The sequence below is a fragment of the Ferrovibrio sp. genome, assembly GCF_002796975.1.
Classification (GTDB): Bacteria; Pseudomonadota; Alphaproteobacteria; order Ferrovibrionales; family Ferrovibrionaceae; genus Ferrovibrio.
On the sequence record NZ_PEKV01000011.1, the window covers coordinates 1 to 22,874 of the forward strand.

Annotated in this window: 25 protein-coding genes and 1 pseudogene; 13 read left to right on the forward strand and 13 right to left on the reverse strand. The window is 63.2% G+C overall.

The features are described 5' to 3' along the window. Positions 1-472: pseudogene (locus CTR53_RS12740) on the forward strand (RNA polymerase sigma factor SigJ); the annotation flags it as partial. A gap of 114 nt (positions 473-586) precedes the next feature. Here CTR53_RS12740 and CTR53_RS12745 read toward each other — a convergent pair. Further along, positions 587-802, reverse strand: a complete 216-nt coding sequence (locus CTR53_RS12745) for a hypothetical protein (RefSeq protein WP_290813839.1) — start codon at positions 800-802, stop codon at positions 587-589. A gap of 217 nt (positions 803-1,019) precedes the next feature. Continuing rightward, positions 1,020-2,240 (reverse strand): argininosuccinate synthase, encoded by a 1,221-nt coding sequence (locus tag CTR53_RS12750; protein ID WP_290813842.1) that lies wholly within the window; start codon positions 2,238-2,240, stop codon positions 1,020-1,022. 181 nt (positions 2,241-2,421) lie between these two features. Here CTR53_RS12750 and CTR53_RS12755 point away from each other — a divergent pair, with 181 nt between their 5' ends. Then, entirely contained in the window at positions 2,422-3,015 is a 594-nt protein-coding gene (locus tag CTR53_RS12755) for a hypothetical protein (RefSeq protein ID WP_290813845.1), read from the forward strand. A gap of 39 nt (positions 3,016-3,054) precedes the next feature. On the opposite strand, the gene CTR53_RS12760 is transcribed toward CTR53_RS12755, so the two are convergent. Continuing rightward, on the reverse strand, positions 3,055-3,273 hold the full coding sequence (locus CTR53_RS12760; RefSeq protein ID WP_290813848.1) for a succinate dehydrogenase assembly factor 4: 219 nt from the start codon (positions 3,271-3,273) through the stop codon (positions 3,055-3,057). Positions 3,274-3,380: 107 nt separating this feature from the next. Here CTR53_RS12760 and htpX point away from each other — a divergent pair, with 107 nt between their 5' ends. Next, positions 3,381-4,373, forward strand: coding sequence for a zinc metalloprotease HtpX (htpX, locus tag CTR53_RS12765; RefSeq protein ID WP_290813851.1), 993 nt, complete (start codon positions 3,381-3,383; stop codon positions 4,371-4,373). An 87-nt stretch (positions 4,374-4,460) separates the two neighbouring features. Here the strand turns inward: htpX and CTR53_RS12770 are convergent, their stop codons facing one another. From CTR53_RS12770 to CTR53_RS12785, 4 genes are all read right to left on the reverse strand, one after another. Then, positions 4,461-6,200: an ABC transporter ATP-binding protein/permease gene (locus CTR53_RS12770; protein WP_290813854.1), complete on the reverse strand. Its 1,740-nt coding sequence runs from the start codon at positions 6,198-6,200 to the stop codon at positions 4,461-4,463. Positions 6,201-6,331: 131 nt separating this feature from the next. Further along, entirely contained in the window at positions 6,332-8,371 is a 2,040-nt protein-coding gene (locus CTR53_RS12775) for a TonB-dependent receptor (protein WP_290813857.1), read from the reverse strand. A 104-nt stretch (positions 8,372-8,475) separates the two neighbouring features. Then, the gene (locus tag CTR53_RS12780; protein WP_290813860.1) at positions 8,476-9,456 is read right to left on the reverse strand and encodes a DUF1775 domain-containing protein; all 981 of its coding nucleotides are present in this window, start codon (positions 9,454-9,456) and stop codon (positions 8,476-8,478) included. A 40-nt stretch (positions 9,457-9,496) separates the two neighbouring features. Then, entirely contained in the window at positions 9,497-9,919 is a 423-nt protein-coding gene (locus tag CTR53_RS12785) for a DUF2946 family protein (RefSeq protein WP_290813863.1), read from the reverse strand. A 182-nt stretch (positions 9,920-10,101) separates the two neighbouring features. On the opposite strand from CTR53_RS12785, the gene CTR53_RS12790 reads away from it, so the two are divergent. The 10 genes from CTR53_RS12790 to CTR53_RS12835 all read left to right on the forward strand — a co-directional run bounded on the left by CTR53_RS12790 (position 10,102) and on the right by CTR53_RS12835 (position 18,031). Further along, positions 10,102-10,713, forward strand: coding sequence for a HupE/UreJ family protein (locus CTR53_RS12790; protein ID WP_290813866.1), 612 nt, complete (start codon positions 10,102-10,104; stop codon positions 10,711-10,713). A gap of 304 nt (positions 10,714-11,017) precedes the next feature. Then, positions 11,018-12,379, forward strand: a complete 1,362-nt coding sequence (gene rho, locus CTR53_RS12795; RefSeq protein ID WP_290813869.1) for a transcription termination factor Rho — start codon at positions 11,018-11,020, stop codon at positions 12,377-12,379. A gap of 131 nt (positions 12,380-12,510) precedes the next feature. Continuing rightward, the gene (gene sodC / locus CTR53_RS12800) at positions 12,511-13,050 is read left to right on the forward strand and encodes a superoxide dismutase [Cu-Zn] SodC (protein ID WP_290813872.1); all 540 of its coding nucleotides are present in this window, start codon (positions 12,511-12,513) and stop codon (positions 13,048-13,050) included. Between the two features lie 113 nt (positions 13,051-13,163). After that, positions 13,164-14,030 (forward strand): AraC family transcriptional regulator, encoded by an 867-nt coding sequence (locus CTR53_RS12805; protein WP_290813875.1) that lies wholly within the window; start codon positions 13,164-13,166, stop codon positions 14,028-14,030. 39 nt (positions 14,031-14,069) lie between these two features. Then, positions 14,070-14,477: a DUF2000 family protein gene (locus CTR53_RS12810; protein WP_290813878.1), complete on the forward strand. Its 408-nt coding sequence runs from the start codon at positions 14,070-14,072 to the stop codon at positions 14,475-14,477. A gap of 551 nt (positions 14,478-15,028) precedes the next feature. Further along, a complete protein-coding gene (locus CTR53_RS12815) occupies positions 15,029-15,244 on the forward strand; it encodes a hypothetical protein (RefSeq protein WP_290813881.1) in 216 nt (71 codons plus the stop codon). Positions 15,245-15,248: 4 nt separating this feature from the next. Then, complete coding sequence (locus tag CTR53_RS12820; protein WP_290813884.1) at positions 15,249-15,518, forward strand: hypothetical protein; 270 nt, start codon at positions 15,249-15,251, stop codon at positions 15,516-15,518. 6 nt (positions 15,519-15,524) lie between these two features. Next, a complete protein-coding gene (locus CTR53_RS12825) occupies positions 15,525-16,580 on the forward strand; it encodes a methionine ABC transporter ATP-binding protein (RefSeq protein WP_290813887.1) in 1,056 nt (351 codons plus the stop codon). Next, the gene (locus CTR53_RS12830) at positions 16,549-17,202 is read left to right on the forward strand and encodes a methionine ABC transporter permease (protein ID WP_290813890.1); all 654 of its coding nucleotides are present in this window, start codon (positions 16,549-16,551) and stop codon (positions 17,200-17,202) included. Before CTR53_RS12825 ends, CTR53_RS12830 begins: the two co-directional genes overlap by 32 nt. A 37-nt stretch (positions 17,203-17,239) precedes the next feature. Continuing rightward, positions 17,240-18,031 (forward strand): MetQ/NlpA family ABC transporter substrate-binding protein, encoded by a 792-nt coding sequence (locus tag CTR53_RS12835; RefSeq protein WP_290813892.1) that lies wholly within the window; start codon positions 17,240-17,242, stop codon positions 18,029-18,031. A 101-nt stretch (positions 18,032-18,132) separates the two neighbouring features. On the opposite strand, the gene CTR53_RS12840 is transcribed toward CTR53_RS12835, so the two are convergent. The 6 genes from CTR53_RS12840 to CTR53_RS12865 form a co-directional block, all read right to left on the reverse strand. Then, positions 18,133-18,789 (reverse strand): hypothetical protein, encoded by a 657-nt coding sequence (locus CTR53_RS12840; RefSeq protein ID WP_290813894.1) that lies wholly within the window; start codon positions 18,787-18,789, stop codon positions 18,133-18,135. A 71-nt stretch (positions 18,790-18,860) separates the two neighbouring features. Next, complete coding sequence (locus CTR53_RS12845; protein WP_290813896.1) at positions 18,861-19,586, reverse strand: DUF2470 domain-containing protein; 726 nt, start codon at positions 19,584-19,586, stop codon at positions 18,861-18,863. Further along, positions 19,586-19,891: a hypothetical protein gene (locus CTR53_RS12850; protein WP_290813899.1), complete on the reverse strand. Its 306-nt coding sequence runs from the start codon at positions 19,889-19,891 to the stop codon at positions 19,586-19,588. The genes CTR53_RS12845 and CTR53_RS12850 overlap by 1 nt, the downstream gene beginning before the upstream one ends. Before the next feature lie 4 nt (positions 19,892-19,895). Then, entirely contained in the window at positions 19,896-20,882 is a 987-nt protein-coding gene (locus tag CTR53_RS12855) for a sodium-dependent bicarbonate transport family permease (RefSeq protein ID WP_290813901.1), read from the reverse strand. Between the two features lie 288 nt (positions 20,883-21,170). Beyond that, a complete protein-coding gene (locus CTR53_RS12860) occupies positions 21,171-22,145 on the reverse strand; it encodes a quinone oxidoreductase (RefSeq protein ID WP_290813904.1) in 975 nt (324 codons plus the stop codon). A 25-nt stretch (positions 22,146-22,170) separates the two neighbouring features. Beyond that, positions 22,171-22,854: a dienelactone hydrolase family protein gene (locus tag CTR53_RS12865; RefSeq protein WP_290813907.1), complete on the reverse strand. Its 684-nt coding sequence runs from the start codon at positions 22,852-22,854 to the stop codon at positions 22,171-22,173. Positions 22,855-22,874 lie beyond the last annotated feature (20 nt).

Below are 22,874 nucleotides of genomic sequence, written 5' to 3' on the forward strand. Positions count from 1 at the left end.
GGCGCTGAAGAAATCCGAAGCCGCCTGCCGCCAGCTGGTCAGTCGTGCGCAGAAACATCTGAAAGACGCCCGGCCGCGTTTCGAGGCCGATCAGGCTGCGGCGCGCGATCTGGCGAAGAAATTCGCCGCTGCCACCAGGGCCGGCGATGCATCGCTGTTTGCCGGGTTGCTGGCCGAGGATGCGATGCTATGGAGCGATGGTGGCGGCAAGGCCTCGGCGGCGATCAACGTGATCCACGGGCCGGACAAGATCGCGCGCTTCTTCGTCGGCATCGCCGGCAAGATGCCGGCTGGCATCCGTCGCGTCGTCGCCGTCATCAACGGCCAGCCGGGCTGGATCCTGTTCGACGGCGACAGGCCTTATCTGGCACTGGCAATGGATATCGTGGGCGAGTCCCTGCGCAACGTGTTCATCGTGCGCAACCCGGACAAGCTGGCGCGGCTCAGTGTCTATGCGCCGCAGGCGAGGTAGCGATCATATTATACCGTCATCCTCGGGCCCAGAAAGCTTCGTCTTGGCCGAGGATCCCATTTTTCAATGTTTTAATGGGATGCGCGGATCAAGTCCGCGCATGACAAAAAGGGCTTAGACGTAGATGTCGACATGGCGGCCGAGTTTGCCGTGCACGGCACGCAGCACTTCGGCAAAGGTGCGGCGCTTCTTCGGCTGTTGCGCCGCGCGCTCCGCATCGCCCAGCCGCAAGGCGCGCTGCCACAGCCGCTCTTCCATATAGCGTTCGGTGGCCCGCGTCGTTCGTCTGTAGGCGGTGGCGGGGGTTACCCGGGTGATGGTCGTCATCATGGCAAGTCTCCTGTCTTCTACGGGAGCAGGCCGGAGCCATCCGGCAACTGCGGCCCTCTTCAGGGTCGTGCCAGTAAAAAGTAGTGGGGAATCACGCAATTGGGTTGCGACCAGACTGTGGCCATACGTGACAAGATCGCGACAGGACAACAAAAAGGCGGACTGAAAAGCCCGCCTTTCCGGTAAATATCGCCGCAGCGAAGCTGTGCCGTAAGACTCAGCCCTTCTGGCGGTTCAGCAGGCGCAGGCGCAGTGCGTTCAGCTTGATGAAGCCGGCTGCATCCTTCTGGTCGTAGACCGAATCCTTCTCGAAGGTGACATGCGCCAGCGAGTACAGCGACTTGGGCGACTTGCGGCCGACGACGTTGACCGAGCCCTTGTAGAGCTTCAGCCGCACGGTGCCTTCGACGTTTTCCTGGCTCTTGTCGATCAGGGCCTGCAGCATTTCGCGCTCGGGCGAGAACCAGAAGCCGTTGTAAACCAGTTCGGCATAGCGCGGCATGATCTCGTCCTTCAGATGCGCCGCGCCGCGATCAAGCGTCACCTGCTCGATGCCGCGATGCGCCATATGCAGGATGGTGCCGCCCGGCGTTTCGTAGATGCCGCGGCTCTTCATGCCGACGAAGCGGTTTTCCAGCAGGTCGAGACGCCCGATGCCATGCTTGCCGCCGAGTTCATTCAGCTTGGTGAGCAAAGCGGCCGGCGACAGCTTGGTGCCGTTGACGGCAACCGCATCGCCCCTGGCGAATTCGATCTCGACATATTCCGGCTTGTCCGGCGCCTTCTCGGGGTCGACGGTGCGCGAATAGACGAAGTCGGGCGCTTCCACCCAGGGATCTTCCAGCACTTTGCCTTCGGCTGAAATGTGCAGCAGGTTGGCGTCCACCGAGAATGGCGCTTCGCCGCGCTTGTCCTTGGCGATCGGAATCTGGTGCTTCTCGGCGAAGTCGATCAGGGCGGTGCGCGAATTCAGATCCCATTCGCGCCACGGCGCGATCACCTTGATATCGGGCTTCAGCGCGTAGTAGCCCAGTTCGAAGCGCACCTGGTCGTTGCCCTTGCCGGTGGCGCCATGGCAGACCGCGTCGGCGCCGACTTCGTTGGCGATCTCGATCTGGCGCTTGGCGATCAGCGGGCGCGCAATGGACGTGCCGAGCAGGTAGAGGCCTTCATACATCGCATTGGCGCGGAACATCGGGAAGACGAAGTCGCGGATGAATTCCTCGCGCAGATCGTCGATGAAGATCTGCTTGACGCCGAACATCTCGGCCTTCTTGCGCGCCGGCTCCAGTTCCTCGCCCTGGCCCAGGTCGGCGGTAAAGGTCACCACCTCGCAGGCATAGGTTTCCTGCAGCCATTTCAGGATCACCGAAGTGTCGAGGCCGCCGGAATAGGCCAGAACCACTTTCTTGACGCTGCCATGCTTGCTGCCGCTCATCGGGCGCACTCCTTAAATGCTCGGAAAATCGGGCCGGAGTATAGGCAGGCGTCGGGGCCGCGCAAGGTGCAAGACCGCCCCAGCAGGGGCTTTCGTGGGACTGAAAAGGGCTGAAAGACTGGATTTCTGGGGGTGATCTGAAAGGATGCCCCCAACGGCGATGTGAGCTACCGGGGGAAGAATGAAAATCCGTAATCTGGCGATTGGTTCGCTGCTGGTCTTTGGCCTGTCGGCCTGTTCCGCGGCATTAGTGCCGTCGTCTTCCAATCCCAAGATCAAACTCAGACAGGCCGATGAATTGCTCTATCAAAGCAATCGCCCGGGACCGGCTGAACGCCTAATTACCGAAGCCTATGAGATCTATCAGCAGCGCGGCGATGAAGAGGGAATGGGAGATGCCTATCAACTCTACGGGTTTTTCTTTCTCTCGCAGGCTGTCATCAACTCGTCGGCAGTCTACACCCGCGCCGGGTTTGCCGATGGTTCATCATATGAAAACCGTTTCCATTCTTCTGCGGCCTATTTCGAGCGCGCAGCGGCTTTATTCCTGAAAAGCGGAAAGTTCGACTCCGCCACAAGCGCGCAATTCAATGGTGCCCGTTCGCATGCCTGGGCTGGCGAACGCGACAAAGCCTGCTCAGCGTTTGACAGAAGTCTGGAATCGTACCGCAAGAATATTGCGGCCAATCCGGGCGTGAAGGTTAGCTTGCCGGCTGGCTATTCCAATTATGAAGTTCTGGTGCGCGACGAGAAGACGAGAGTTGGTTGCGCCTAGCCTGCCCCAATTTCGGCTAAATCGGTCCCCAGATAGGGACTAGAAGTCCGAGACGATACCCTTGCGTTCCCAGTCGCCGTAGCGGGTCGGCTCGGGCCCTTTGGGGCCGTCCTCTTCGCCGGGTGCCTGGGTCAGCTTGATTGCCGGCTGGGCCGGCGCCAGCGGCTTGCCGGTCTTGGGGTCAATCGGCCGGGTGTCATTGGCATAGCCGTCCGGATTAAGGGCGGCATCGGAAATGGGTTTCGGATCGTCGGCCATGGGAAGCGGGACCATCTTGCGGAGGGGTTCAGCGTCCTTACATATAGCGGTGCGACCCGGCCGGAAAGCTTTGGCAGGCATGGGCGGGCGCAGAAAAGGGTTGCGAGATGAACTACTTCAAGACGGGTCTGCTGCTGGCTGCCATGACGGCGCTGTTCGGTGCCGTCGGTTTCCTGATCGGCGGCGAGAGCGGCATGCTGATCGCGCTGGCGCTGGCCGCGGCGATGAACCTGTTCGCCTACTGGAACAGCGACAGGATGGTGCTCTCCATGTATGGCGCGCGCGAGGTCGATGCGCAGACCGCACCGGAATTCTACGGCCTGGTGCAGCAGCTGGCGCAGCGCGCCGGCCTGCCAATGCCGCGCGTCTACGTGATCGACAACGACCAGCCCAATGCCTTCGCCACCGGCCGCAATCCGGAAAATGCCGCCGTGGCGGCCACCACCGGGCTGCTGCATTCGCTCAGCCGCGAGGAAATCGCCGGCGTGATGGCGCATGAACTGGGCCATGTGAAAAACCGCGACACTCTGATCATGACACTCACCGCCACGCTGGCGGGTGCTATCGGCATGCTGGCGAATTTCGCCATGTTCTTCGGCGGGCGCAGCTCCGACGGAAACCGCGGCGGCCTTGGCATCATCGGCAGCCTCGCCGTGATGATCCTCGCGCCCGTCGCCGCCATGCTGGTGCAGATGGCGATCAGCCGCAGCCGCGAATATGCCGCCGACAAAGCCGGCGCCGAGATCAGCGGCAATCCGCAGGCACTGGCCTCGGCGCTGCAGCGGATCAGCGGCACGGTCGAGCGGGTGCCCAATCCGCAGGCCGAGGGCAATCCGGCCACCGCGCATATGTTTATCATCAATCCGCTGAACGGCAGCGGCGTGGACAGCCTGTTCTCGACGCATCCCAGCACCGAGAACCGCGTTGCCGCGCTGATGCAGATGAGCAGTCAGATGACCGGCGGCATGCCGCGCCGGCAGGCGGCCTATGCCGCGGCGGCTTCGCCGATGCCCGTGCGTCCGGCGGGTACGTCGTCGGGCACGGGTTCAGTTCCTTCGTCGGGCCGCGCTCGCCGTTTCAGCCCGTGGGGCAAGCGATAAAATCCTAGATCGTCATCCCCGCGAAAGCGGGGATCCAGACTGTAGAAAGACTGGGTTCCCGCTTTCGCGGGAACGACGATAAGGTTTTCAGGTTGCTGCGATGAGTTTGGCCGGTTCGCCCGGCGCGCTGGCCTCCAGCTTGCGTTTGTGCGTGTGGAAAGCCTGCAGCGCAGGCTTATGCCCGATACTCAGGATCGCCGTCTGGGGTAAGGCTTCGCGCAGCGCGGCCAGCGCTTTCTGCTCGCTGGCCTCGTCCAGCGACGCCGTCGCCTCATCGAGATAGAGCCAGCGCGGCTTCATCAGCAACGCGCGGGCGAGCTGCACGCGCTGCTGTTCGCCGCCGCTCAGACGCTGATCCCAGGCGGCATCCTCATCCAGCTGCGACTCCAGTTTGCCCAGGTCGAGTGCCGCCAGCGCCGCACGGTAGTCGTCCTCGCTGAAGGCCGCCGGATCGCGCGGATAGGACAGTGCCGCGCGCAGACTGCCATGCGGCAGATAGGGTTTCTGCGGCAGGAACAGGCTCTGGTCGTCGCCCGGGCGCTGCAGCCGGCCTTTGCCGAACGGCCACAGCCCGGCGATGGCGCGCAGCAATGTGGTCTTGCCCTTGCCCGAGCCGCCCTGCACCAGCAGGCTGTCGCCGGCCGCCAGCTGCAGGCCATCTGCTTGCATCAGCGGCTTGCCGTCGGGCAGGTCGAGCTGCAGCGTCGCGACATTCAGCGCCGCGCCATCCGTTGCCACTGCCACCTGCGACTGCGCGGCCACCTGCTGCGCCCGTTCCAGGCCGTTGCGGAAAGTGGTGAGGCGGTCGATCACCGCGCGCCATTCGGCGATCTCGGAATAGGCGTTGATGATGTAGCTGAGCGCCTGCTGCACTTCGCCGAAGGCCGAGACGATCTGCATCAACCCGCCGAGCTGGATCGCGCCGCCGAAATAGCGCGGTGCGCCGACCACGAAGGGAAAGATCAGCGCCAGCTGGCCATAACCGCTGGTGAACCAGGTCAGCTGCTTGGTCTTGCGCATCAGGTCGTAAAAATTGGTGAAGACATGGGCGAAGCGCGCACCCAGCCCCGCGCGTTCCACCGCCTCGCCATGCTGGAAGGCGATGCCCTCGGCATGTTCGCGCACACGGACCAGATGAAAGCGGAAGTCGGCTTCCAGTTTCTGCTTGTCGAAATTGATCTTCACCAGCGGGCGGCCGATCAGATGGGTCAGCCAGGTGCCGGCGGCGGCATAGAAGAAGGCGGCCCAGACCATGTAACCCGGAATGCTGATCGCATGGCCGGCCAGCGTGAAATCGAGCGGACCGGAGATGGTCCACAGGATGCTGAGGAAGGAGACCAGCGTGACGACGGCATTGAGCAGGCCGAGTGTGAGTGTCAGCGAGTAGGCCGGGAACAGCCGCAGGTCTTCCGAGATGCGCTGGTCGGGATTGTCGGTGCCGAGCCCCAGCATCTGCATGTGGTAGTAGTTCTTGTCGCCGAGCCAGTCGTTCAGCCAATGCTCGGTAAGCCAGCGGCGCCAGCGGATCTGCAGCATCTGCTGCAGGTAGAGTTTATAGACCGCGACGACGATGAAGGCGAAAGCGACGACCGTGAAATACAGCAGCTGGGTCTTGAAGGTCTCGTAATCCTTGTCCTGCAGTGCCGTGTAGAAGGTGTTGTACCAGAAATTGAACCACACGCTGAGGGCAACACCGGCGAGGTTCAGGATCACGATCACGATCAGCAGGCCCCAGGCACTGCGGCGTTCCTTCGGATCTGAGAAATAGGGTTTGGCCAGCGTCCAGAGGGCGCGGAAGAAATTCGGCGTGGCAAAAGTCTGTGGCATGGGAATTCCCGGGCAGGGCAGCGCATCGAAATGCAATGCGCAAACCCTAGCCCGGGAAATGTGGCGAAGTCTCGGCCAGTCGGCTGAAAAAATGGCAGATGAAAAATACTTAATCCGGCCGCCGCCTGCCGTTACCAGCGATATTCGATCCCGGCATAGACGGCGCGGCCGTCGCCCGGATTGAACAGGGCCGAGGCCGCCGTGGCGCTGGCGGCGACGCCGGTATTGGAAATATAGGTCCTGTCGAGCAGGTTGCGGCCATCGATGAAGGCTTTCAGCCCGCCGCCGAAGTCGTAGCCGGCCTTGGCACCGAGCAACGCGTAAGATGGCGTTTTCAGCGAATTGGCGTTGTCGACATAATAGCCCTGCGGCACCCATTCGACATTCGGACCAGCATACCAGCCGCTGGCATGGCTGTAGCGCAATTCGGCCCGCAATAGGTGCCGCGGCGCGCCGGGAATGTCGTTGTCGCGATAGACCGCGTCATTGTCGAAGCGGAAGTCGCTGAAGGTATAGGCCAGCCGCAGCGCCGTCTTGTCGCCCAGGCTCAGGCTGTCGCGGAGCGCCGTCCAGGCGCCGCCGAGTTCGAGACCCTGATGCACGGTCCTGTCGGCATTGAACACACTGGTCGTGCTGTTGACGGTCTGGAACTGCAGTTCGTTCTGTATCCAGGCGTAGTAGACCGCTGCATCCCAGGCGAGATCGCCGCGGCTGCCGCGGGCACCCACTTCCAGGGTTTTTGACTCCTGGCTCCTGAGATTGTTCTGTACCGTCATGGTGCCGAGTTCCGAGAACGGCGGCGGTTCGCTCGACCAGCTCAGATTGGCAAAGGCCTGCTGCTGCAGCGCATAGTCCCAGCGCGCGCCGAGTTTGGGGTTGACGCTGTCGTAGTTGCGCTCGAACGACTGGTTGCCGTTGCTTAAGAATTTGTCTTCGTAGTCGCGCGTCGCCAGCGTGCCCTGCAGGCCGGCGATCAGCGCCACCTCCGGCACGACATAGAAGGCATTCTCGCCATATAGCTCGGTGGTGACCGAGGTCTGGTCCGAGTTGGCCGACAGCGCGCCGCGGTCGCCGCCGGCATTGGCAAAGACCTTCGCGTGATTGACGCCGGCAAAATAGTTGGCGCCGAGCGTGACCTCGTTGCGATGGCCGGCCAGTTCGAGATCGCCGGTCCAGCGCAGGAAGCCGCCGCCATTGGTCTCGTCATTGTCGACCAGGATGGCGCTGCTCAGCGGGTGGAACAGCTGCTTGTTCGCCAGGAACACGCCCATCGTCGCCTCGCCGCTGTCGGTCAGGACGGTGGTCTTGTTGGCGCCGCGCAAGGCTTCGATGTCGCGCTTGGTGTTGCCGGTGAAGCTGGTGGCTGCGGTCTGGCGCGGATTGCTCAGCGCCTGCGCCCTAGTGAGGCTGCTCGGGATCTTCTGGTTGATGTCGGCGGCCGAGAGGAAGAAGCGGGTTTCCGCGCCATCGCCGAAGCGATAGCCGACATTGCCGTTCAGACGTTTGTAATCCTGGCCGGTATGGTCGCGAAAGCCACTGCTGTGGCTGTAGGTCGGGGTGACGTAATAGTCGAAATTGCCGGTGGCCGCGCCAGCCGCGAACTGCGTGCGCAGACTGTCGAAACTGCCGAATTCCTGGCGCAGCAGGAAGCCCGGATCGCTGCGGCCGGTCGGGCTGACAAAATTCACCGCGCCGCCGAGCAGCGAAGCGCCGTATTGCAGCGCATTCGCACCCTTGTAGATTTCGGTGTAGTCGACCGTCAGCGGATCGATCTCCATCGTGTCGCCGGCGCCATCGGCATCGGTGATCGGGATGCCGTCGCGCAGGATGCGGGTGCCGCGCAGGTGGAAGGTGCGCGACAGGCCGGAGCCGCGGATCGACAGCCGCGAATCCTCCTGGCCGTATTTCGATTGCGCGAACACGCCCGGCACGTAGTCGAGAATATCCTTCACCGCATTGGCGCGGCCGTCGCGTACCTCCCCGGCCGGCACGACATCGACGCCGCCGGCGGTTTTCTCGATGCGCAGCCTGGCCTCTTCGGCGGAAGGCACGGTGATCGATTCATCGGCCGCTGTGGCGGTGACGGTGATGGGTTGTGTAACGACCTGCGCGTGAGCGGAGGTCACGACCAGGCCCACGGCCAAAAGGCCGGGCAGGGTGATGCGCGACATGATGTGTTCCATGCGAAATGGTCCGGCCGAGGCCGCGGAGCGGCGCAGCGGAGACTGCGCGCGGACTCCGGGCGTCGAGGCCGAAGAGTTGCCGAAGAAAAGGGTTAGTGCTTGTGTTCGTGGCCGCCAGCGGGGGCAGGCGCGCCGGCCTTCTGCACCGGTACGATCACCGTCACGCTGCCGGCCTTCTCAAAGGTCAGCGTCAGCGGGAAGCTGTCGCCTTCCTTCAGAGCCTGCTTCAGCCCGATCAGCATGATATGATAGCCGCCGGGTTCCAGCGCGGTCTGGCCATTGGCCGGCACGGGAACATTCTCGACCCCGCGCATGCGCATGGCATCGCCGTCCTTGATATGCGTGTGAAGTTCCACGCTTCCGGCCACCGGCGAGGTTGCCTTCACCAGCCTGTCGGCCGTGCCGCCGCTGTTTTTCAGCACGAGGAACACACCGCCGACTTTCGCCGGGGTGGCGCGCGCAAACGGCTGCTCGACCGTGATATCGCCGGCCTTGGCCGGCATCGGCATGCTGCCATGCTGGTGCTGGCTGTGGTTCATCTGCGCCATCTGCATGCCGCCGTGAGTGTCGGCAATGCGGATCAGTGCGGCGGGGCGTTCGACGCGCTGGCCGGCCACCGGGATCTGGTCCCAGCGTACTTCGCCGCCGGCGCAGGTCTGCACGACCGGCAGCCAGAACTGTTTGCCGGGTTCGTTGGGCAGTTTCAGCACCAGGCCGAATTCATCGAACTGTTCATTCGGCAGGCTGCCGCCGCTCCAGCTGATCGCGCTGACCACCGTATCGGCCATGCGGCCATGGCCTGCATCGACCGGCTTTTCCAGCTTCGCGGTCTCGACCTTGACCTCCCAGCCCGGCTTGGGCTGCGCGCTGGCATTGGCGATGTCTGCGGGGATGGTGACGCGGATCGCGGTGGTCGGCTTGCCGGCGCCGCAGCCATGACCGATGCGCAAGGCGGTGCGGAAATAGCTGCCGGGCTTCGCCTCGGCGGGATCGGCGACGATATGGGCAAAGGATGCGGTGGCGGAAACCAGCGTGACCAGCGCAGCCGCGCCGGCAATCTTGAACATCGACATGGGAAACTCCCGAAAACCTGAAACGGAAAGGTGGCGTGGTTCAGGACAGGGAGGGGATGGGGGGCGCGCGGGCCTGCTGCGGCGGATGCTGCGCCTGGGCCAGCGTGCTGCGGCCGGCGGCGCCATAGAGAACCGTGACGGCCAGCACCGGCGCGGCCGGTTCGGCAGCGGGAGACGGCAGGATGGCCGGCTGCAACCCGGCGAAGGACAGGCAGACCGGGCAATGCTTGGCGATCTTTGCGCTCCGGGCCGGGTCGGGATCGACCGGCGCGCCGTCTTTCAGGGCGATGGTGCGGAAACCCAGCGCCGAGCAGAGGACCACCTGTTCGATACCGTTGGCGGCCTGCACCTGGCGGGCGACCTGCTGGGTCAGCGGCAGCAGTCCGTGGAAGGTCAGCGCAAACAGCCCCAGCAGCGCGGCAAGGCGCGACAGGCCGGAGACGGTTTGGCGACGGAAAAACATATCTGTACGCATATCTTTGGCAGACGGTTTCGGCAAGGCGGCCATTTGACGCAGAAGCCCGCGGCTTTTAAGGTCTTGCGATCGTTCGGCGGCCGAGTCCCCACCCTATGGTGTCCTGGCCGGCCGTTCCATATTGCCCAAGTCCGCTGCGGACTTACGCCACTCTTCCACGGAGGTTTCCCATGCTGCGTCTGGTCGTCGGCCTTACAGCCTTCCTTGTGGCGGCTCCGGCATTCGCCCATCACGCCATGGGCGGCGAGACGCCCAACTCCCTGTCGACCGGCCTGATCTCGGGCCTGGCGCATCCGGTGCTTGGCCTCGACCATCTGGCCTTCATCCTGGCTGCTGGCCTGCTGGCCGCGCCGCGCGGCCGCGGCCTTGTTCTGCCGCTCGCCTTCGTTGTCGCCTCTGCGGTCGGCTCGCTGCTACATCTGGCCGGGATCGGCCTGCCGGCCGGCGAGATCGTGGTGGCCGGCTCGGTGCTGCTGCTCGGCATGCTGCTGGTGCTGCAGAGCCGGATCGACGACGGCCTGTTCGCCGCCATTCTGGCCCTGGCCGGCCTGTTCCATGGCTATGCCTTCGCCGAAAGCATCTTCGGTGCCGAACAGACGCCGCTGGTGTCGTATCTCGCCGGCCTGGCCGTCATGGAATATGCCATCGCCGCCGGCACCGTGCTGGTCTGGCGCTTCCTGTCGCGCCAGCATGCCGCGCAGCTGCCGATGCTGAACCGCCTCGCCGGCGCCGGCGCGGTGGCCATCGGCACCTTCTTCCTCGTCTTCAACATCACCGGCTGAACTCCTCAGCTGTTTGGCCGGCTGATCCAGTCTCCATTTTGTTACAGGGCGGGTGGCTGCAGAGCGCGGCGCCCGCCCTTGACTTATCTGCGGCGCGTTGGTATTTCGCTTGAACAGCGGCCCAACTTCTTCCGGGCCGGGGCCGTTCAGGCACACCTTCCGCACTTTTTAAATTTCAGTTCATCATGCGGAACCTGCGCGGGCGGCTCTCACCACCTCCCTCCATGGCTGCCGTTCCGTCCTTCTGCGGAGCCGGCGCCCAAATCTCCCAATCACATCCGCTCCAGCCTGAGTCGACGAGTCCATGAATCTTCAGGAACTGAAAACCAAATCCCCCACCGACCTGCTGGCCTTCGCCGAAGAGCTGCAGATCGAGAACGCCTCCACCCTGCGCAAGCAGGACATGATGTTCGCGATCCTCAAGCAGCTCGCCGACCGCGAAGTCGAAATCACCGGCGAAGGCGTGCTGGAAGTGCTGCAGGACGGCTTCGGCTTCCTGCGCTCCGCCCAGGCCAACTATCTGCCGGGCCCCGATGACATCTATGTCAGCCCCAACCAGATCCGCCGCTTCGGTCTGCGCACCGGCGACACCATCGAGGGTACGATCCGCGCGCCGAAAGACGGCGAGCGCTATTTCGCGCTACTCAAGGTCAACACGATCAACTACGAAGATCCCGAGCAGACGCGCCACAAGGTGCATTTCGACAACCTGACGCCGCTCTATCCGGACGAACGCCTGCGCATGGAACTGCCGCAGCAGGCTGTCGAGGAAGAGGCGCCGGCCGCGGCTGCCGCCCCCGCCGTGAAGGGTTCGACGCTGAAGAGCCGCAGCGGCAGCAGCAAGACCGAAAAGATCATCTCGCAGCCGAAGAAGGATGTTTCGGCTCGCGTCATCGACCTGATCTCGCCGCAGGGCAAGGGCCAGCGTTCGCTGATCGTCGCGCCGCCGCGCACGGGTAAGACCGTGCTGCTGCAGAATATCGCGCATGCCATCAGCCACAATCACCCGGAAGTCTATCTGATCGTCCTGTTGATCGACGAACGTCCGGAAGAAGTGACCGACATGCAGCGCACGGTGAAGGGCGAGGTGATTTCCTCCACCTTCGACGAGCCGGCCAGCCGCCACGTGCAGGTCACCGAGATGGTGCTGGAAAAGGCCAAGCGCCTGGTCGAGCACAAGCGCGACGTCGTCATCCTGCTCGATTCGATCACGCGTCTGGCACGCGCCTACAACACCGTGGTGCCGTCGTCGGGCAAGGTGCTGACCGGCGGCGTGGACGCCAACGCGCTGCAGCGCCCGAAGCGCTTCTTCGGCGCCGCCCGCAATATCGAAGAGGGTGGCTCGCTCACCATCATCGCCACCGCGCTGATCGAAACCGGGTCGCGCATGGACGAAGTGATCTTCGAAGAATTCAAGGGCACCGGTAACTCGGAAATCATTCTCGACCGCAAGCTGTCGGACAAGCGCACCTTCCCGGCCATCGACATCACCAAGTCGGGCACCCGCAAGGAAGAACTGCTGGTCGACAAGGGCGTGCTGGCCAAGATGTGGGTGCTGCGCCGCATCCTCATGCCGATGGGCGGCCAGGATGCGATGGAATTCCTGCTCGACAAGATCAAGCACAGCAAGACCAACGCCGATTTCTTCGACTCGATGAATACCTGATCGGCAGAGCCGGATCGGTGACGAAACACGGGCGGGGCCACAAACCCCGCCCGTTCTTTTTGCGGCATCCGGACCTTTTTGCGGGTTTGCTCAGTTTGTCTGGGAAGGACACCCTGACAGGAGCAAACACCATGCCTCGCATATTGCTGACCACCACTCTCGCTGTTTGCATATTCGCCGCACCGGCTGTGCTGGCGGCCGAGAAAAGCATTCCGATCAACGCCGTGTCGGCGAACGGCACCGGCATCGCGCTGGGCACCATTGTTGCAAAGGACACGCTGCAGGGCCTGCTGCTGACGCCCGACCTGAAACAGGTCGGCCAGCCAACGGGTCCGCGCGGTTTCCACCTGCATGAAAAGCCCGATTGCAGCACCGGGCCCGGCGCTGACGGCCGCCCGGCCGCCGCCATGGCCGCGGGCGGGCATTACGATCCGATGAAAACCGGCAAGCATCACGGCCCGCATGCCAGGGACGGCCATAAGGGCGATCTGCCGCCGCTGGTGGTGAATGCCGATGGCACGGCGACGCTGCCGGTGATCGCGCCGCATCTTAAAGTACGCGACCTCGCCGGCAAGGCGCTGATGATCCATGCCGGCGGCGACAATTACAGCGACACGCCGGCGCCGCTGGGCGGTGGCGGCGGACGCATCGCCTGCGGCGTGATCAAGTAAGGAACGCCCTCACCCTCCCGCTTCGCGGGCCCCTCCCTCTCCCACTGCGTGGGAGAGGGGAAAGCGGTGCAGTCCTTCCTCTCCCGCTTGCGGGAGAGGGCCGGGGTGAGGGTATGCTGGGGATCATGGCGCATACCCCGACCACCGACTGGCTCGATTTCGCCCGCGATGCGCGCAGCGGCACCGAAGCCGTGCGCGCCCGGTTCCATGCCCATGCCTACGATCCGCATTTCCACGACCAGGTACTGGTCGGCGTCACCGAACAGGGCGTGCAGCAGTTCCGCTGTCGGCGCGAAATTCATCGCAGCACGCCCGGCCGCATGATTTTCATGGAGCCGGGCGAAACGCATGACGGCGAAGCCACCGCCGCCGACGGTTTTACTTACGCGATGCTGTATTTCGATCCGGCCTGGCTGCAGCAGAGTGCGTCGCTGTATGCGGAACGTCAGACCGGCGAGACGGTGTTCCATTTCCCGCGCACGCTGGACGACGATGCGCCGCTGGCGCAGGCCGTGCGCATGGCACGCCGCCAGATCGCTTCGCCTGAGAGTCGCATGGCCCGCGATGCCGCGCTCGATCATGTCGTTGCCCTGCTGGCGCAGCGTTTCGCCGGCGCGCCGATGGAAAAGGGCATAAGGGCGCCGCGTGCGGCAAAGCTGGCGCGCGAGGCGATGGATGCAGGTTTCGACGGCGATCTCGGGCTGGACGACCTGGCGGCTGCCGCCGGCACCGACCGCTTCCGCCTGACGCGCGCATTTTCCACTGCCTACGACCTCAGCCCGCATGCCTATCTGGTGCAGCGCCGGCTCAATCGTGCGCGCCTGCTGCTCAGCCGTGGCGAAACCCCGGCGGCCGTGGCGGCCGCCACCGGCTTTGCCGACCAGAGCCATATGGGCCGCTGGTTTCGCCGTGCCTTCGGCATGACGCCAGCAGCCTACCGGCGGCTCTGCACAAATCTTCCAGACCCGCGGGCAGCCTGACGGCATCCTCGGCTCTCATTCGAGCCAAGAGGGACTTTCGTGTTCACCACCAAGATCGCCATCGTCGTGCGCGAGGATCTCGCGCAGTGGCAGAAGCTCAACGTCACGGCGTTTCTCGCGAGCGGCATTGCCGCATCCGTACCGGATTCTATTGGCGAGCCTTACGTCGACGCTGTAGGCAGGCGTTACGCCGCCATGTGCGGTCAGCCGATTCTGATCTTCGCAGCAACGCTGGCGGAGTTACAGAAAGCGCATGGCCGCGCTGCCGAACAGGCTCTCGTCATCGTGCCTTACGTGGAGGCGATGTTTGCCACCGGGCATGACGCCGCCAACCGCGCGGTGTTTGCCGAAGGCGACGTGACGGCGCAGACCTGGGTCGGGCTTGCCCTGCATGGCGAGCGCAAGGCGGTCGACAAGGCGCTGAAGGGCCTGAAGCTGCATCCCTGATAAAAAATCGGCCGGGACCGCAGAATGGACTTGTAACTGCAAATCATTTGCATATACTCATCTTCATCGCGCTCCCGCGCGGTTCTTAGGTCGGCCTCGTCACTCTGCTGGTCGTGACGAGGTTCGTGGTCGGTCCGTCAGAACGGGGCATTGGCGGGCCGACCCGACCGAACGTCTCCACATTCCAATAGAATCAGTGGCTTGCCCACAAGCTATGCAATATTTGCGCGTGAGTTCAGTTTTATTTGCATAACTGACTGTGGAATTAAATTGACTTTCGTATCTGTGTGTGAAATATAGGGATCATCCAGTCTCGCTTTACGGCAGAGATCGGATCGCGGGATTTGAAGGGCAGCTTGCACCGCGCACCAATGCTAAAGCGCCACGGCGTGGACAGTTCTGTCTGCGGTCGTGGGCCCGGAGATATCGGAGACGACCCATGACCGCCACGCGCAAAACCCGACTCTGTTGTTGTCGCTGACCGCAGCTTTCTGCCGTCACCCTGTTCGCGACAAGACCGCCGGCATCTGACCGGTCAACGGAGTATTCCCATGAGTGAAGCCTATCTGATCGAGGCGGCCGGCGAGGCCGCCGGTGTGGTTGTCCGCGAACGCGGCGGCTATCGCTTCTTCGCTTCGGCGCCCCAGTTCAATGTCATCGAACAGCAGCTGTTCCGCCGCACCGCAGATGCTGCGCGCGCCGCGCGTGCTTTGGCTGCCAACGATAACCAGTTTTCACGAGCCCAGTTCAGCAGAATAGGGAGGTAGTGTCATGGCCAACACCCAGATTCTCATCGACGCCCCCGTGCAGGTGACGCATCACGAGCGTGGCCGGCGCGCATCGCTCGCCGACCGTCTGCAGGCCGCTTTCGGTGCTTTCGTCGCGCCGGAGAAGTTCGCCGACGCCAAACCCGCCAGCAACGACAACAGCCATTCCTGGCCGAGCGAGTCCACCTCGTTCGCTGACCCTTTGGCTTTGCCACCCGACTGGCATGGCGGCAATGACTTGCTGTCGCTCAGTTTCCTTCCCTTCGACCGCTAAGAGTCCATGATCGAACTGCACTCCATCACCAAGCGCTTCGACACGCCGTCCGGCGGTGTCGAAGCCTTGCGCAATGTCAGCCTCCAGATCCGCCAGGGTGAAATCTTCGGCGTGATCGGCCGCTCCGGAGCCGGCAAGTCGACGCTGATCCGCGTCATCAATCTGCTGGAACGTCCCGATGACGGCGGTAAGGTCATCGTCGCCGGCCGCGACCTGACCGCGCTGCCGTATTCTGAGCTGCGCGTCGCCCGGCGCGACATCGGCATGATCTTCCAGCATTTCAACCTGCTGTCGGCGCGCAGCGTGTTCGACAATGTGGCGCTGCCGCTGGAACTGCGCGGCGAGTCGAAGGCCGCCATCAAGGCCAAGGTCGAGCCGCTGCTGGAACTGGTCGGGCTGGCGGACAAGGCCGGGCAGTATCCGGCACAGCTGTCGGGCGGCCAGAAGCAGCGCGTCGGCATTGCCCGTGCGCTTGCGACTGACCCCAAGGTGCTGCTCTGCGATGAGGCCACCTCGGCGCTCGATCCGGAAACCACCGAACAGATCCTCAAGCTGATCAAGGATATCCGCGACCGCCTGAATCTGACCGTCGTACTGATCACCCATGAGATGGCGGTGGTGAAGGAGATCGCCGACCGCGTTGCCGTGATGGAGCAGGGCCGCATCATCGAGCAGGGCGAGACCTTCGAGGTTTTCACCCGGCCGCAGCATGCCACCACGCGCAGCTTTGTGGCTGATCTGATCGGCTTCGACCTGCCGCCGGCGTTGCAGAAGCGCCTGGCAGTTCAGCCTGCTGCGAACGCCCGGCTCTGGCGCATCCTGTTCACCGGGCCGCATGCCGACGAGCCGGTGATCGCCGAACTGTCGCGCAATCTCGGCCTCGATCTGAACATCCTGCATGGCCGGATCGACGAGATTCAGGGCCGCCCCTTCGGCGTCATGGTGGTGCAGGCCCGCGGCGACGAAGCCAAACTGATCGCCGCCAAATCCTGGCTCGCCGGCAAACAGCTCACTGTTGAGGAACTTGAAGATGTCATCGCAATTGATCGCGCTGCTGTTTGACGGCCTGATTGAAACCCTGGTGATGGTCGGTGTCTCCGGCGGCATCGGCGCGCTGTTCGGCATTCCACTCGGCGTCATCCTGATCCTGACCGACCGCGGCGGGATTTTGCAGAGCCTGACGGTGAACCGCGTGCTGGGTCTTGCCATCAACGCGGCACGCTCGACGCCGTTCATCATCCTGATGGTCGCGATCATTCCCTTCACGCGCCTGGTCGCCGGCACCTCGATCGGCACGGCGGCGGCCATTGTGCCGCTGACCATTGCCGCGATCCCCTTCATCGCCCGGCTGGTCGAAACCGCTCTGCGCGAAGTGCCGTCGGGCCTGATCGAGGCCGCCGATGCCATGGGCGCGACGCCCCTGCAGATCGTGGTGAAAGTGCTGCTGCCCGAAGCGCTGCCGGGAATTATCGCTGGCCTCACCATCACCTTCGTCAGCCTGATCGGCTATTCCGCCATGGCGGGCGCGGTCGGCGGCGGCGGTCTGGGCGATATCGGCATCCGCTACGGCTACCAGCGTTTCCTGCCCGAAGTGATGCTCGCCGTCGTGCTGGTGCTGATCGTCTTCGTCCAGGGCGTGCAGTCGGCGGGCGACCGCCTGGTGCGCAAGCTCAGTCATCGTTGAATTCTAACTTTAAGCCTCCCCCAGAAAAGGAAAAACCATGTCGATTACCCGTCGTACCGTTACCGCAATCCTTGGTGCCGTTCTCTTCGCTGCTCCCGCGCTCGCCCAGGACAAGCCGATTAAGGTCGGCGTCACTGCCGGGCCCCACGCGGAAATCTTCGAAGTGGTGAAGAAGGTCGCCGAGAAGGACGGCCTGAAGATCCAGGTGATCGAATTCACCGACTATATCCAGCCCAATGCCGCGCTGAATGCCGGCGACCTGGATGTAAATTCCTACCAGCACCTGCCGTACCTGGAAGCGCAGATCAAGGATCGTGGCTACAAGCTCACCAATATCGGCTACACCGTGAATTTCCCGATGGGTGTCTATTCCAAGAAGGTGAAGTCGCTCGCCGCGCTGCCGAATGGTGCGCGCGTCGGCATCCCGAACGATCCGACCAATGGCGGCCGTGGCCTGCTGGTGCTGGAAACCGCCGGCCTGATCAAACTGAAGCAGGGCGCCGGCCTGAAGGCGACGCCGCTGGATATCGCTGACAACCCGAAGAAGATCCGCATCGTCGAACTCGATGCCGCCCAGCTGCCGCGCGCGCTGGATGAACTCGATGCCGCCGCGATCAACACCAACTACGCGATCCCGGCCGGGCTCTCTCCTACCAAGGACGCAATCGCCAGCGAAGGTGCCAAGGCGCCCTATGTGAACATCATCGCCGTGCGTACGCAGGACAAGGACAGGCCGGAATATGCCCGCCTGGTGAAGGCCTATCAGTCGGCCGAGGTGAAAGCCTTCGTCGAGCAGAAATACCAGAAGGCCGTTGTCACGAGCTGGTAAGCGTTTTCAGATTACCGTCCGCGCAAGTTCTCCCCGGACACGGACGTACGAAGCCCGCCGGTCGCAAGATCGGCGGCTTCTTCATATACTAACTAGCGATATCACCCTGACAATTCTTCATACTCACAGCGACGTTGCCTCACCTCTTGAATAAGTAGAGCGACGTCGTTTGCCAACGACCAAAAGCCCGATGCAAAGTCATTGATCTCTTTGGCAGTGAAGGCGTACTCAGGGGTGAAATCTCCGCCCCAGCTATTGAGCTTTACCTTCTTCGTGCTGGTCATAGCCGGAACTAAATTCCAGTAATCGTCAGATTTCTCACCCTCAACCGCCAAATCATTTGGTTTATTGTAATTCTTTGCCACAATTCCATGGGCAATCTCATTTCGGCGAGTAGAGAACTGCTCAGATGCCTTTATTGCCTGATTGACTCTCTTCTGCAGCGATGAGAATGGAAATTCGGAGAAGTACGCTTCCGATGCTGCTTTGAGCATATCTCTCCTGATTTGTGACGTAGTCACCACGCCGTATGCACGATGACTAGCGTGGGAATCTAAATTAATCCCCACAAGGCAATCAAAGAGGCCGGCGAATTCAAGCTCCAATTTCTCCCAAGCCGACAGCGCTTTGCCAACAGCTGTGTATATCGTGGTGGAATCCTTGTCTCCGCCACCAGATAGAGGAGGTCTATCCCAAGGCTTTGTGTTTTGAGCGAGCCTTTTTGAAGTCGCACCCAACTGCTTTGGAAGTTTTGGCATAACGTGCGTCTCTATGCTTAATTGAAATTCCGGCTCGGTGAACCATCAACCCTAAGTTAGGACAATCAAGATCAGGCGCTACGCGCCTGCTTCACCAGCCGCACCAGTTCGATGCGGGCCTCGTCGGCGGTGGCAATCGTCCTGCCGAAATTGAGCCGGGCCAGATCATTCTCGCGGATCAGGTCGCAGCCCTCGGCGTCGATGCCACACAGGCTCCAGCCGTCGCCGCTTCGCCCCAGCAGTTTTTGCGCATAGAGCTGCACGGCATCGGCATGGTCGATGTTCATATGTTCAAGAATGCCGGATTCCGCATCGATCAGCTTCTCCGTCTCGCCGGGATAGAGATAATCGTCGAGCCAGTGGATTTTGCCGAAACCGGCCACGATATGCGCGCGCTCAATCGTCAGATGATAGAAGGCGAAATCGCCGAAGCCGGCATACATCTCGGCCGAGGGATGCCGGGCGAGAAAGCGGGCGCGATGGCGCGGGTCTTCGGTCTTCGCCGCGCGGCCCAGCAGCGAAACGCGCGGGCCGGTCAGAGGTTCGGCCAAACCCGCCGTGCCGTCGCAGAGCAGCGAGACGCGGTCGTTGCCGAGCAGGTTCTTGGTATGCTCGGCCAGCCGCGAGATCAGCAGGATCGGTGCGGCATCGTGATCGAAGGCGACCAGCACCAGGGACGCATAAGGCTGACCGTTCTGCCCGGCCATCGTGGTGGCAAGGCTGGCGGTTTTGCAGGCGCGCGTCACGGCACGGGCCTGCTGTGCGGGGGATTTGGTGTCGACGGGCAACTCGGCCATCAGAACCGGTCCGCCCGCGAGACTTCAACATCGGAGATGTAGACCACCGCCACGGCATCGGCGAAGCGGGTGTGGAAATTGTCCAGCACGGCGCGCGCGACGGCCTCCGTGGCCACCGCCACGATCATCACATTGTCAAAAGCGCGGGTGATGTCATCGCCGCTGCGCTCGCCGTGTTTGCCGCCGCCGATCACGCGCGGAAACAAGCTCCAGCCTTTCACGCCCTGACTGCTGAGCCAGTCGAGCACCGGCTTCTGCAGCGGTGCTTCCACGATGATCTCGATCTTCTTGCGCGGATGGGCCATGTGTCTAATTCCCGAACAGCCGCTGCGCCAGGGTGAGGTAGAGCGGCAGGCCGATGGCGACATTGAAGGGGAAAGTGATCGCCAGCGCCAGTGTCACCGACAGCGAAGGATTGGCGGAGGGCAAAGCCAGTCGCATGGCGGCCGGCACGGCGATATACGATGCCGAAGCCGCCAGCACTGCCAGCAGCATGGCGCCGCCGGTCGAGAGCCCCAGCGCAGCGGCGGCGAGGAAGCCGCAAGCGGCGCCGATTGGCGGCATCACAAGGCCGAACAGGATCAGTGCCCTGGGGAAGCTGCGCGCGGCGCGGCCCTGCCGTACAGCGACGAGCCCCATATCGAGCAGGAAGATGCAGAGCGCGCCATTGAATAGATCGGCCACGAAGGGGCGTATTTTGGCAAGGCCGGCATCGCCGGTGATCCAGCCGATGGCGAAGCCGCCCATCAGCAGCATGACAGACCCGTTGACCAGCACCTCGCGGAACAATGCGCCGCGCTCGCTGGCGCGCGCCTGCATGCCGGGGTTTTTCTGCTGTCCGGCCAGCAGCAGGCCGATCAGGATCGCCGGGGTTTCCATCACCGCGGTCATGGCGACGAGATAGCCTTCATACGGGATGTCGCGGCTGCGCAGGAACTCCGCCGCCGTCACGAAGGTGACGATGCTGATCGAGCCGTAATGCGCCGCGATGGCGGCGGCATTGGTGCGATTCTGCTGCCACACGCCGCGCAGCAGGGCGAAGGCGATCAGCGGCAGCGCAAGGCTCAGTGCGAGAGCAGCAAGAATGGCGCCGGCCAGCGCCAAGCCGCTCGCGGCATGCATGGCGACGCCGCCCTTGAAGCCGATGGCGAACATCAGGTAGATCGCCAGCGCCTTGGCGGCGCCTTCGGGGATTTCCAGATCGGAGCGCAATGCAGCCGCGACCGCACCCAGCACGAAGGCCAGGATCATCGGCGACAGCAGGTTGCCGGCGGCGAGATGCAGAAGCTCGGTCATGATCGCCGCAGCATGGCGCAGGCTGCACGATGGCGAAAGGCTCAGGGTGTTAAGCGATGCCAGCTATGACGTGCAGGCATGGCGGGTCGCCGAAACCCGTCATCCTCGGCCTTGTGCCGAGGATCCATCCCGTGGCCGTCGCATGCGGGATGGCGCAGATGGAACCCCGGGACAAGCCCGGGGATGACGATCTTTCTTTTTACTTCCTTACTTCGTCGTCCCCGCGAAGCGGGAACCCAGTCGGCGGAAGGACTGGGCTACCGCTTTCGCGGGAGCGACGAGTAAGGCTTACGGCAGCAGCAGCGTCGAACCGGTGGTCTTGCGCGCTTCGAGGTCTTCATGGGCGCGGGCGGCGTCCTTCAGCGCATAGGTCTGCGGTACTTCCACCTTCACCTTGCCGCTGCTCACCACTTCGAACAGCGCCTTGGCCGAGGCCACCAGATCCGCGCGCTTCGCCGTATAGGTCACCAAGGTCGGGCGCGTCACATAGAGCGAGCCCTTGCCAGCCAGCGTCGCGATCTCGAACGGCGGCACCGGGCCCGAGGCATTGCCGAAGCTGACCATCAGGCCGAACGGCGACAGGCAGTCGAGCGAGCCGGCCCAGGTATCCTTGCCGACGCCGTCATAGACCACCGGCACGCCGGCGCCCTTGGTGATCTCCTTCACGCGTTCGGCGAAGTTTTCCGTGCGGTAATTGATGATGTGGTCGTAGCCATGCGCTTTGGCCAGCTTGGCCTTGTCCTCGCTGCCGACCGTGCCGATCACGGTGGCGCCGAGCGCCTTGGCCCACTGGCCGAACAGCAGCCCGACGCCGCCGGCGGCGGCATGGAACAGCACGGTGTCGCCCGGCTTCACCTTGTAGGTGCGCTGGACCAGGTATTCCGTCGTCATGCCCTTCAGCATGATGGCGGCGGCGGTCTGGTCGGAGATGGCCTGCGGCAGCACGACGACGCGGTCGGCCTGCATCAGGCGCTCTTCAGAGTAAGAGCCGAGCGGCGCGGACGCATAGGCCACGCGGTCGCCGACCTTGATATCGTTCACGCCATCGCCGACGGCAGTGACGGTGCCGGCGCCTTCCATGCCGAGCACGAGCGGCAGCGGCAGCTTGTACAGGCCGGTACGATGATAGGTGTCGATGTAGTTCAGGCCGGCGGCGGAATTCTTCAGCCGGATCTGGCCGGGGCCGGGCGCGCCGACCTCGACCTCTTCCCATTTCATCTTGTCGGGGCCGCCGGCTTCGTGGATGCGGATCGCGTGTACCATTGTCTTTGAACTTTCTCTGGTTCGATCAGGAGAGGTGCGACTTGAAGAAATTGGCCGTGCGTGTATTGGCAGCGTAGGCGGCATCCTTGTCGTAATGCTCGCCGCCGACGCGGGCGAAGGCATGGTCGTGGCCCACATATTCGTGCAGCGTCACGTTGCTGTTGCCGGCGACAGCGGCCTTCACCTTGGCCTGCTGGTCCTTGGGCACGAACTTGTCTTCGGTGGCGACATGCATCAGCAGCGGCTTTTTGATATTCGCCACCTCGCCGGTATGGTCGGCGAGGCCGACGCCGTAATAGGAGACGGCGGCATCCACATCGCTGCGCGCCGCCATCAGGAAGGCGAGCTTGCCGCCCAGACAATATCCGACCGTGCCGACCTTGCCGCCGGTCAGCTTGCGCAGCGCTGCCAGCGACGATTTGAGGTCTTCCACGCCCTTGTCGACATCGAAGCCACCGAACAGCTTGAAGGCCTTGTCCCAGTGTTCCTTGGTCTTGTCGGTGATGTCGACGCCGGGCTCCTGGCGCCAGAACAGGTCGGGGCAGAGTGCGACGTAACCTTGGGCGGCCAGATCGTCGCAGATGTCGCGCATCACCTGGTTGATGCCGAAGATTTCCTGAATGACCAGGATGCCCGGACCTTTATTGCCGGCCTGATAGGCGCTGAACGTGCCGCCGTCAGCGGCATTGATCGTGACCGTCTTTGCCATTGCGCTCTCTCCCTGTCTGA